This is a genomic window from Rhodoferax sp. GW822-FHT02D07, assembly GCF_058802405.1.
In genome coordinates this window covers 728,538-739,236 of sequence record NZ_JBXAOD010000002.1, presented here as the reverse complement: position 1 = coordinate 739,236, position 10,699 = coordinate 728,538, and the positions used below count along the sequence as shown (strand labels likewise).

Below are 10,699 nucleotides of genomic sequence, written 5' to 3'. Positions count from 1 at the left end.
GCGATGTAGGTGAGCAGGTAGATGCCCACGATCAGGCCCAGGGGCTTCAAGCCAATGCTGGGCAGGCCGCCTATGCACACGCCGAAGATGAGGTTGGCCAGGATGATGAAGACCAGGGGCTTCCAGGCAAAGCGGCCTATCTTGTCGCCGTCGGTCTGGGGCCCCATGGTGCTTTTGACAGCAATGGCGATGCCAAGAATGCCGAGGAGCACGCCCAGGATGAGAGGGAAATAACCTGGCCCCATCCTGGCTCCGCTACCCAGGCTGTATTGGCTTGCACCTATGGCAAATCCTCCGCCCAGGACGGTAAACATCAGGCCTGAGAAAAAGTCCTTCTGGCTTCGGATCATGGCTGCGGGCTCACAGGTGGAATAACGAGAAATGGCAGGGCGCGTTCAGGGCTTCACGGCGGCGAGCACCCGGTCCACCATCACGCCAGCCTGCCCCAGGTTGTTCATGGGGTCGCAGAAGCTTTCCAGTTGGGCGCGGGTGACGTGCTTGTTGATCTCGGGATGTTCGGCCAGCAGTTCGATGAGGTGGCGCTTTTGCTTGAGCGCTTCACGGCAGATGTCGTAGACCAGGTCGTGCGCGTATTCGCGGCCGATGTAGGGGCCCAGGCCCATCATCACGGCTTCGGACATGACCAGTCCGTGGGTCATGTCGATGTTGCGGCGCATTTGCGCGGCATCCACTTCCAGGCCGGCCAGGATGAACTTGGTCTGCTTGAGTGCGCCCGACATGAGGCAGAAGATTTCGGGCATGGCCACCCATTCGATCTCCCAGGGGCCGGTGGAGCGCTCGTGGTCCGCCACCATGGCATCCATGAGGGAGGCTGCCAACTGGCGCACGACGGAAATGTTGGCGTGGATGTAGAGGCAGGAAATGGGGTTACGTTTTTGCGGCATGGTGGACGAGGAGCCACGACCGGGCGCAAAGGGCTCGAACACTTCGGCCACCTCGGTTTGCATGAGCAGCTTCACGTCCATCGCGATCTTGCCCAGCGAACCGCCGACGATGCCCAGGAAGGCACCGACTTCTGCAAAGTTGTCACGCACGGTGTGCCAGGAGATGAGGGGCTGACCCAGACCCAACTCCTTCATCAAACCGGCTTGGGTTTCCATGGCGCCTTTTTCCAGCGAGGACAGCGTGCCCGAGGCGCCGCCGAACTCGCCCACCAGTACGCGGGGTTTGAGCTGTTGCAGACGCTCACGGTGGCGTTCGATGCCAGCCAGGATGCTGGCCATCTTGTAGCCGAAGGTGATGGGGGTGGCCTGCTGCAAATTGCTGCGGCCAATGATGGGTGTGTTGCGATGGGCCTTCGCCAAGGCGGCCAGTGAATCAGAAATGTCCTTGAGGTCGGCTTCCACCAGCGCCAAGGCCTCGCGGATCTGGAGGACGGCTGCGGTGTCGGTGATGTCCTGGGTGGTGGCACCCCAATGGCAATACTCGCCGAGCTTGTCGCGGCAGTTGGCGTTGATCTGGTTGACCACGGCGATGATGGGGTAGCCGATCTGTTCGGTCTTGGCCTTGAGTTTGACCCAGTCGATCTGGCTCAGTTCGCAGTTTTTGACGATCTCATCGGCCGCTTCCTGGGGAATGAGCCCCAGCTCGCCCTGTACCTTGGCCAGGGCGCGTTCGATGTCCAGGTATTTGGCGGTGCGGTTTTCGTCAGACCATACTTGGCGCATGGCTGCGTCGCTGAAGATGTCGCCGAAGATCTTGGAGTCGATGATGGTGGATGGCATGGTGCTTCCTTGTGGTGAATGTGTGGGTTGGGCGCCGGATCTAGGTGTGGGACTGATGGCGTTGCTGGCGCTCCAGGATCTCTTGCGCTTGAAGGTAGACGGGACGGTCCACCATCTTTCCGTTGACCTGTAGCGCACCCGTGGGCGCCTGCGTTGTTTGCGCTGCGCCCCAGGCCTGCACGACCTGAGTGGCCCATTCCAAGTCTGCGGCGCTCGGCATAAGGGCCTGGCGGACGGCTGCCAGCTGGTTGGGGTGAATGCACATCTTGGCGCCGAAGCCGGCGCGCAGGGCCTGCGCCATATCGCCTTGGGTGTCGGCAATTTGGAGAGACGGTGTGACACCTGCCACTGGCGCGGGCAAACCCGCTGCGCGCGAGGCGAGGACCAATTGGGCAGCGGCGAAGACCAGGGTTGGGCTGTCCGCCGGAACATTCAGATCCACCATGAGATCCAGCGCGCCCAGGGCAAGGCGACTGACGGCGGGGTGTGATGCCAAGCCGGGGCAGGCCTGAATGCCGGCCGCGGTCTCTACCAGGGCGAGCAGTTCGGTTTCAGGCTGCATGGAGTCGCGCACGGCCTGGAGCTGGCTGCCACTTTCACTCTTGGGAAGCATGGCACCGCAAGGCGGCAGGTCTCGGAGCAGTTGCAGATCAAGGGCGAAATCGGCGCTGCTTGCCGCGTTGATGCGGATCAGCATGCGATGTGCCGGCAGGCCAGGGGCTGCGGCACGCAGCCATTCGGAGATAGCTTGCCGTGCGGCACCTTTGTCGGCTGGTGCAACCGCGTCCTCCAGGTCCAGGATGACGCGATCGGCCTCGCTGGACGCTGCCTTGTGAAATCGTTCCGGGCGGTTGCCGGGAACGAAGAGGTAGGTGTAAGGGGTACCGCTGCCCATGGCGTATTCAGACTGCGCCTTCTGCGCGCAGTGCCTCGATCTGTGTCGGGGTGTAGCCGAAGTGGCCGAGGATGGCGTCCGTGTGCTGTCCCAGCGCAGGCACAGCGTCCATGCGGGCAGCGCCATGGTGCCAACTACCGGGAGGCAATAGGGCCGGGACATGGCCTTTGGGGGTGTCTACCGTTGTCCAGCGCTGGCGTGCCTTGAGTTGCGGGTGATCCCAGACTTCGGCCATGGTGTTCACTTGCGCGTTGGCGATACCCGCGTCTTCCAGCCGCTGCGCGACTTGTGCCGCCGTCTGGCTGGAGAAGGCCTGCAGTATCAACGCGGACAGTTCGGTACGCTGCGCGCTGCGTTTGGCGTTGCTGGAGAAGCGGTCTTCGCTTGCCAGCTCGGGTTGAAGCAGCACTTTCTCGCAGAACACTTTCCATTCCCGCTCGTTCTGCAGGCCCAACATGACAGTTTTTCCATCGCCTGCCGCAAAGGGGCCGTAGGGGTAGATGGTGGCGTGGCTGGCACCGGTGCGGGCAGGGGGGGCGGCTCCCTCAAAGGCGTAGTAGAGCGGGTAGTTCATCCACTCGCCCAGCGCCTCCAGCATGGAAATATCGATGCGCTGCCCCTGGCCCGTCTGTTGCCGATGCATGAGTGCAGCGAGTATGTTGGTGTAGGCATACATGCCCGCAGCGATGTCCGCAATGGAGGGGCCGGCTTTGGAGGGCGTGTCGGGGGTGCCGGTGACCGAAACGAATCCGGCTTCGCTCTGGATCAGCAGGTCATAGGCTTTCTTGTCACGATAGGGGCCGTCGCTGCCGTAGCCAGAAATGTCGCAGACGATGATGCCTGGCTTGGCTTCGGAGAGCGCTTCGTAGGACAAGCCCAGCCGCGCGGCAGCGCCGGGTGCCAGGTTCTGTACGACAACGTCAGCCTCTTCGAGAATCAGGCGCATCAGCAGCTTCTGGGCTTCCGGGTGCTTGACATCCAGAGTGAGACTTTCTTTGGAGCGGTTGGTCCACACGAAGTGCGATGCGAGGCCGCGCACACGTTCGTCGTATCCACGGGCGAAGTCTCCAACTCCGGGGCGCTCCACCTTGATGACGCGCGCGCCCAGGTCAGCGAGCTGGCGTGTTGCGAAGGGCGCTGCGATGGCATGTTCCAGCGTGACAACGGTAATGCCTTGGAGTGGTTGCATGGCGATAGGGAGATGTGACGGTTTCAGGCGATCGTGGCGGTGGCATCCATGGTCAGGAAGCCTTCGTGGTCCCTGCCCCACAGGTGCACCGTCTTGCCATCGGGCGACGGCTGGCCGTGCACCGAGAAGGAGTGGATGTCAAAGGTCGGGCGTACTGCCTTGAATTCGAAATGCGTGACCACCGCGTGTGGCAGATTGCTGCGCAGCAGATCCATCAACAGGGTCGCAATAAGGGGGCCGTGAACGACCAGGCCAGGGTAGCCCTCAGTCTCGGTGACGTACTTGCGGTCGTAGTGGATACGGTGTCCGTTGAAGGTGAGTGCCGAATAGCGGAACAGCAGCACGTCGTCGGGAACAATGTGTCGCTCCCAGGCGGAACCCACGGGTGCCACAAGAGGCGCAGGCGTGACGTCCTCGGGGTTGGGCATGTCCCGGTAGACGATGTTGTGGTGTTCGGTCAGCGCAGGGGCTTGCTCTGCATTCCGGTGAATTTCGTGCCGAACCTTGACGAAAATGAGTTTCCCGGTGCGTCCGGTCTTCTCCTTGACGTCCGCGATGGTCGAGGTACGGCGCAAGCTGTCACCGATCAACAGTGGTGTGTGGAAGGTGAAGTCGCTGCCGGCCCACATCCGCCGTGGCAGGGGGACAGGGGGGAGGAAGCTACCGCGCTTGGCGTGTCCATCCGCACCAATCTCGGACTGTGCGTACATGGGCAGGAAGTACAGCCAGTGCCACAAATAGGGCAGGGGCGTACCGCTGGCAGGCCGTTGCCCGGCGAGAGGGGCGGGCCAGTCCAACGTCGCAGCCAGGGCAGCATACGGAGTGGCCGTGGCCACGTCCTCGATGGTTTCGGTTCGACCGATCCAGTCTTGAAGATGCATGACGAACCCTCGGCTTAGTCAATCTGGATCTTGGCCGCGGTGACCACGGACTTCCAGTGCACGGCTTCTTTTTTGACAAAAGCCTTCAGCTGCTCTGGCGTTCCCGTTTCGACTTCGGCGCCCTGGTCTTCAATCTTCTTTTCGGTGGCCTTGTCGTTCAGAACGGCATTGATCTCCTTGTTCAGCCGGTCGATGATCGCCTTGGGCGTCTTTGCGGGCGCAAACATGGCGTACCACTGTGACATGTTCACATTGGAAATGCCCTGTTCCGCCAGCGTGGGAAGGTCTGGCATGGCCGTCGAGCGCTTTTCACCAGCAATCCCGATGGCGCGCAATTTGCCTCCCTTGACCTGTGGGAAGGCAGTGAACATGCTGGGAAACATGAACTGGGTGCTACCGGCAATGGTGTCGACGATTGCTGGTGCGGAGCCCTTGTAAGGCACTCCCTGGACGTCCAGTCCTGCTGCCATCTTGAACATTTCACCGGCAATGTGTGGCGCTGTCCCGTTACCTGCGCTGGCGTAGTTGAAGGTGTTGGGCTTGGCCTTGATGAGGGCAACCAGTTCCTTGACGTTTTTGGCGGGTACGTTGTTGTTCACCACCAGCACGGTGGGAGAGGCGGCAACCATGCCAATGGGTTCGAAATCGGTTACCGGGTCGTATTTGAGTTTCTGGAGGGCAGGATTGATCCCATGGGTGGCGATATACCCAAACATGATGGTGTAGCCATCCGGTGCTGCACGTGCCACGTACTCCGAAGCGATGGCGCCCGCTGCCCCCGCCTTGTTGTCGATGATGACGGGTTGCCCTAATTTTGCACTCAGACCCTGCCCAATGATGCGGGCAATGGCGTCATTGGCACCACCCGCCTGGGTGGGAACCACGATAGTGATGGCTTTCTCGGGCCAGCTCTGGGCCCATGTTGCGCTTCCTGTCAGTGCGCAGATGGCAAGCAGGGTGGCACGCAGTGGTGTCTTCGGCATAGCTGTCTCCTTGTGTTTGTGGGCGGATATTGCACATATTTGAAAATTCTGTGAATTGCAACTTTTGTTAGTATTGCTGCATGGCACGCATTAATTTCGACTTGCAGCAATTGCAGGCTTTTGTCGCTGTGGCGGAGCGGGGCAGCTTCCGCGCCGCTGCGGAGGAGATTCATCTTTCCTCTCCGGCGTTGAGCCGGCGCATCGAACGGCTGGAGAGCATCCTGGGCGCCAAGCTGTTCAATCGCACCACGCGGGACGTGCGCCTGACGCCGCTGGGACGAACCTTTCTGGATCGCGCGCGCGCCGCACTGGATGATCTGGAGGCGGCCATGCTCGGCATTTCCGATATCGCCGGCAGCCGCACGGGGCGCGTTACCGTGGCGTGTGTGCCATCCGCCGCACTGCACTTCCTGCCCTCGGTAGTGAGGTCTTTCTCAGAGCGTTTCCCACAGATACGGATTCGCCTCATGGACGACGCGGCCGGGCAGGTGCTGGCCAGTGTTTTGTCGGGCGAATGCGACTTCGGCATTAGCTTCATGGGAAACCAGGTGCCGGGCGTGGAGTTTGAACCCATCCATGACGACGAGTTTGTACTTGCGATGCCTCGCGCGCATGCATTCGCCCGGAGGCGCTCGATCGCGTGGGTGGAACTGGCAGACGAGCGCTTGATCGCGGTGGCTCGCAGCAGCGGCAACCGTCAATTGCTGGACGACGCACTGGCCAAGGCCGGTTGCAATCCGTCCTACCGCTTTGAGGTCTCGCACATTGCAACGTTGCTGGGCATGGTGGAGGCTGGCCTGGGCTTGGCTGCCGTGCCTCGCCTCGCCTTGCCGTCGGAACACCCCACCCTGGTGGGGGTGGCGCTGCGCAAGCCCTCTGTGTCGCGCCAGCTGGGCCTGACTACCTTGCGGGGAGGGAGCCTGAGCGCGCCATCGCAAGTGTTTTATGACTACCTACGGTCCGCTCTTCGTGCCAAGCGCCAGGGCTCTGTGCGCAACACGGCCGTTTAGACTTGTTGCATTGCTGTCCTTTAGCCTTCCACCATGTCTACCTCTTCCTACGTTTCCCATAGCGCCCAGTCCGAAGCCCAGGCTTGGGAGGCCCTCAAGGCATTGGGAGATGCGGCCCTGGCCCAGGGCGGTTTGCAGGCCGTGCTGCAGATGTTCGTGGGCACGCTCACGGGCGCTGAAGAAGTGGCTCGCGTGAGCGAGGAGGCGGGGCATCCCGACACCATGACCACCGAAGTCGTGGCGCAGTGGATCAGCACCGATTACGCGCCCTCCATGCACGAAGTGCTAGCCCAGGGTAGCGCCGGCTAGGCTACGCCCATGGAGCTGTTGCCCGCTTTGCGCGGCCTGCGCAGCCTGGCTGCTGTAGTGCAGACCGGAAGCAGCCAGCAAGCGGCCACTCTGTTGCACGTGGCGCAGTCGTCCGTCACGCGCGCGGTGCAGCAGCTCGAAGCCTTGTTGGGCACGCCGCTGTTTGAGCGCGGCGCGCGCGGCATGCTGGCCACGCCGCGCGGGCGTCAGCTGGCGCTGCGCGCCACGCGCGCCTTCCAATTTCTGGCCGAGGCCGACGCACACCGGCCGCGCAGCACCGGGTTGCCCTGGCATGGCAGCCCGCTGGTGCTGGGCGTGGGCGAGCGCCATCTGCAGGTGTTGCAGGCACTGGCGCAGGGCGGTAGCCAGGCGCGCGCGGCGCAGCTGCTAGGCAGCAGCCAGCCGGCCGTGCACCAGACTTTGGTACAGCTGGAACACATGGCGGGTGCGGCGCTGTTTGTGCGCGTGCGCTCGGGCCTGCGGCTGGACGAGGCGGGCGAGCGCGTACTGCAAGGCGCGCGCCTGGCCCAGGCCGAGCTGCGTCAGGCGGCCGACGAGTGGCTTACCGAGGGCGCGGCACTGCGTGGCCGTCTGGTGGTGGGCACGCTGCCGTTTTCCACCACCATGCTGCTCTCACCCGCGGTGGAGCGCGTGCTGGCAAAGCACCCGGGCGTACGCGTGACCATCATCGACGGCACCTTTGACGCGCTGCTGGCGCAGTTGCGCCGCGCAGAGGTGGACTGCATCGTCGGTGCGCTGCGCAGCCAGGCGCCGGGGCCGGATGTGCAGCAGGCGTTACTGTTTGAGGACCAACTGGCCGTGGTCGTGCGTGGTGGCCATCCGCTGGCCGCGCGAAAGCGCCTGCGTTGGGAGCAGTTGCACACGGCGCAATGGGTGATGCCCATGCCCGACACGCCGGCCGAGGCGGCGTTTCAGCACATGGTGTGCGCCGCAGGCCTGCCGCAGCCTGTGGACCCGATACGGACCAATAGCGCGCTGATGATGCAGGCGCTGCTCGCCAATAGCGAGCGATTGGCGCTGATGTCGCCGCGCCAGGTGGCGCGCGAACTGGCCACTGGCCTGCTGGCGCAGCTGCCGCTACACGTGCAACACGCGCGCCGGCGTATTGGTGTGATGCAGCGTGCCGATTACCTGCCAACGCCTGCGGCGACCGAGTTGCTGCAGGCCCTGCATACGGTGGGGTGCGGGTTGCGCGAGGAAGCAGTGCAATAAGCAGAATGCATAGCTTTGCGGGGCTTTGCATTGGACGTTGGGTGGCCTGCATTGCACACTGTCTCTATAGATAAAACCAGGAGACAACCCATGCGCAAGCGCCAATTACTTCTCGCCCTCACGGCCGCTCTAGCCAGTACCTTGGCTGCTCCGGCCTGGGCCCAGGACAGCTTCAAGATCGGGCTGCTGCTCCCCCTGACCGGCCCCTTTGCCTCCACCGGCAAGCAGCTCGAAGCAGCGGCACGCCTCTATATCGCGCAAAACGGCGATACCGTGGGTGGCAAGAAGGTGCAGCTCATCGTGAAGGATGACACCGGCGTGGCCGACGTGAGCAAGCGCCTGGCGCAGGAGCTGGTCGTGAACGACAAGGTGAATGTGCTGGCCGGCTTTGGCCTCACCCCTTTGGCCATGGCCTCGGCCCCGATCGCCACCCAGTCCAAAACACCGCTGGTGGTCATGGCTGCGGCCACTTCCAGCATCACCGAGGCCTCGCCCTACATCGTGCGCACCAGCTTCACGGTGCCGCAGGTGGTGACCATCTTGGCCGACTGGGCGATCAAGAACGACATCCGCAAGGTGGTAACGCTGGTGACCGACTATGCGCCTGGCGTGGACTCCGAGACTTGGTTCAACCAGCGCTTTGTGGCGCAGGGTGGAGTGGTGGTGGAGTCGCTGCGCGTGCCGCTGCGCAGCCCGGACTTTGCACCCTTCCTGCAAAAGGTGCGCGACGCCAGGCCCGATGCGCTGTTTACCTTCGTGCCAGCAGGCGTGGGCACGGCGCTGATGAAGCAGTTTGCCGAACGCGGCATGGACAAGGCGGGCATCCGCGTGATTGCCGAGGGCAGTGTGACCGACGACGACATCCTGGACGGCATGGGCGATGTAGCGCTAGGCGTGGTGACCGCGCACCATTACTCGGCCTCGCACAATTCCGCGCTCAACAAGCGCTTTGTGGAAGCGTTTGGCAAGGCCAACAACGGTCTGCGCCCCAACTTCATGGCCGTGGGCGCCTATGACGGCATGCGTGTCATTTACGAGGCCGCCAAGGCCACGCAGGGCGGTACGGGCGATGCGCTGCTGGCCGCCATGAAGGGTCAGAGCTTCGAGAGCCCGCGCGGCCCGGTGCAGATCGACCCGCAGACGCGCGACGTGGTGCACAACATCTATGTGCGCAAGGTGGAGAAGACTGGCGGCCAGCTCTGGAACACCGAAGTGCAAACCTTCACCGCCGTGAAAGACCCGGCCAAGGCGGCCAAGTAAACATGACGGTTCCCACGCTTGTTCTGTTACCCGGCCTGATGTGCGACGCCACCGTCTGGGCGCCGCTGTACCCGCACTTGCCCGCCGGTACGCAACCATGGGTGGCCGACTATGGCGCGGCGCGCAGCTTGGAGGCCATGGCGCTGGTAGTGTTAGCGCAGGCGCCGGCCGAACGCTTTGCGCTGGCGGGCCACTCCATGGGCGGGCGCGTGGCGTTCGAGGTATTGCGTTTGGCGCCGCAGCGCGTGAGTCATCTGGCCCTGCTGGACACTGGCCACCTGCCGCGCGCGATGGGCGAGGCCGGTGTGCAGGAAGCAGCCAAGCGTCATGCATTGCTGGAGGTGGCGCGCAGCCAGGGCGTGCGTGCCATGGCCCAGGTGTGGGTACAAGGCATGGTGCACCCGCAGCGTCTGCAAGATGCGGCACTCATCGAATCGATTGTTGCCATGTTTGCGCGCAAGAGCGCCGATGTATTCGCAGCGCAGATCGAAGCGCTGCTGGAGCGGCCCGATGCGAGCGGGGTGCTGCGCAGTCTTGCCTTGCCCACGCTGCTGCAATGCGGCGCGCAGGACAGCTGGTCGCCCCCTGAGCAGCATGCGGCGATGCAGCAGTTGGCGTCGCATGCCGTGCTCGACGTGATTGAGGAAGCCGGCCATATGGCGCCCATGGAGCGGCCGCAAGCCGTGGCTGCCAGCTTGAGCCGCTGGTTGCAGCGCGAGGCGCAGCCTGTATGAGCGAGCTGGCCCACTACCTGGCCGAGGCGGCTTGTCGCGCCCTGGTGCTGCGCGGTGCCGATGCGGTGGACGGTGGCGATGCCGAAGGCTTTGCCGCACTGTTTGAGGACCAAGGTGTTCTGGTGCGGCCCGACGGCAGCGTGCTGCAGGGCAGGGCGGCGATTTCCGCTGCCTACGCCGCGCGCGACCCGGACCGCATGACCCAGCACCTCATCTGCAATCAGCAGGTGGCGGTTGACCTGAGCGCGGGCCTGGCCACGGCACGCAGCAAGGTGCTGCTGTGGACTGGGCGACACAGCACGCCGCATGCCCCGAAGGGCCGCGTGGCCGACGCCCTGACCCAGGTGGGGGAGTTTGTAGACACGCTGGCCCACACCCCCGATGGCTGGCGCCTGCGCCGGCGCGAAGCCCGCTTCATCTTGCAACAACCTTGAGCGCGCGGCGCTGGTTTTGAGGTGAA

Annotated in this window: 12 protein-coding genes; 6 read left to right on the top strand and 6 right to left on the bottom strand. The window is 63.6% G+C overall.

The genetic code is table 11. The annotated features are described in order from the left end of the window. From AC1RNN_RS08120 to AC1RNN_RS08095, 6 genes are all read right to left on the bottom strand, one after another. A partial coding sequence (locus tag AC1RNN_RS08120) for a tripartite tricarboxylate transporter TctB family protein (protein ID WP_493087108.1) occupies window positions 1-350 on the bottom strand: 350 nt, incomplete at its 3' end. A gap of 45 nt (window positions 351-395) precedes the next feature. After that, window positions 396-1,745, bottom strand: coding sequence for a class-II fumarase/aspartase family protein (locus AC1RNN_RS08115; protein WP_493087110.1), 1,350 nt, complete (start codon window positions 1,743-1,745; stop codon window positions 396-398). A 40-nt stretch (window positions 1,746-1,785) separates the two neighbouring features. Then, window positions 1,786-2,640 (bottom strand): HpcH/HpaI aldolase/citrate lyase family protein, encoded by an 855-nt coding sequence (locus AC1RNN_RS08110; RefSeq protein WP_493087112.1) that lies wholly within the window; start codon window positions 2,638-2,640, stop codon window positions 1,786-1,788. A gap of 7 nt (window positions 2,641-2,647) precedes the next feature. Next, entirely contained in the window at window positions 2,648-3,829 is a 1,182-nt protein-coding gene (locus AC1RNN_RS08105) for a CaiB/BaiF CoA transferase family protein (protein ID WP_493087113.1), read from the bottom strand. A 23-nt stretch (window positions 3,830-3,852) separates the two neighbouring features. After that, window positions 3,853-4,710: an HTD2 family dehydratase gene (locus AC1RNN_RS08100; RefSeq protein WP_493087115.1), complete on the bottom strand. Its 858-nt coding sequence runs from the start codon at window positions 4,708-4,710 to the stop codon at window positions 3,853-3,855. A gap of 14 nt (window positions 4,711-4,724) precedes the next feature. Beyond that, a complete protein-coding gene (locus tag AC1RNN_RS08095) occupies window positions 4,725-5,693 on the bottom strand; it encodes a Bug family tripartite tricarboxylate transporter substrate binding protein (protein WP_493087117.1) in 969 nt (322 codons plus the stop codon). 80 nt (window positions 5,694-5,773) lie between these two features. Between AC1RNN_RS08095 and AC1RNN_RS08090 the strand changes: the two genes are divergently transcribed. The 6 genes from AC1RNN_RS08090 to AC1RNN_RS08065 all read left to right on the top strand — a co-directional run bounded on the left by AC1RNN_RS08090 (window position 5,774) and on the right by AC1RNN_RS08065 (window position 10,673). After that, complete coding sequence (locus AC1RNN_RS08090) at window positions 5,774-6,703, top strand: LysR family transcriptional regulator (RefSeq protein ID WP_493087118.1); 930 nt, start codon at window positions 5,774-5,776, stop codon at window positions 6,701-6,703. 33 nt (window positions 6,704-6,736) lie between these two features. Beyond that, entirely contained in the window at window positions 6,737-7,012 is a 276-nt protein-coding gene (locus AC1RNN_RS08085; protein ID WP_493087120.1) for a hypothetical protein, read from the top strand. Window positions 7,013-7,021: 9 nt separating this feature from the next. After that, window positions 7,022-8,245 (top strand): LysR family transcriptional regulator, encoded by a 1,224-nt coding sequence (locus tag AC1RNN_RS08080; protein WP_493087122.1) that lies wholly within the window; start codon window positions 7,022-7,024, stop codon window positions 8,243-8,245. 90 nt (window positions 8,246-8,335) lie between these two features. Next, window positions 8,336-9,505, top strand: coding sequence for an ABC transporter substrate-binding protein (locus tag AC1RNN_RS08075; protein ID WP_493087123.1), 1,170 nt, complete (start codon window positions 8,336-8,338; stop codon window positions 9,503-9,505). A gap of 2 nt (window positions 9,506-9,507) precedes the next feature. Further along, window positions 9,508-10,239, top strand: coding sequence for an alpha/beta fold hydrolase (locus AC1RNN_RS08070; protein WP_493087124.1), 732 nt, complete (start codon window positions 9,508-9,510; stop codon window positions 10,237-10,239). Continuing rightward, a complete protein-coding gene (locus tag AC1RNN_RS08065) occupies window positions 10,236-10,673 on the top strand; it encodes an SgcJ/EcaC family oxidoreductase (protein WP_493087126.1) in 438 nt (145 codons plus the stop codon). Before AC1RNN_RS08070 ends, AC1RNN_RS08065 begins: the two co-directional genes overlap by 4 nt. The last annotated feature ends 26 nt before the right edge of the window (window positions 10,674-10,699 follow it).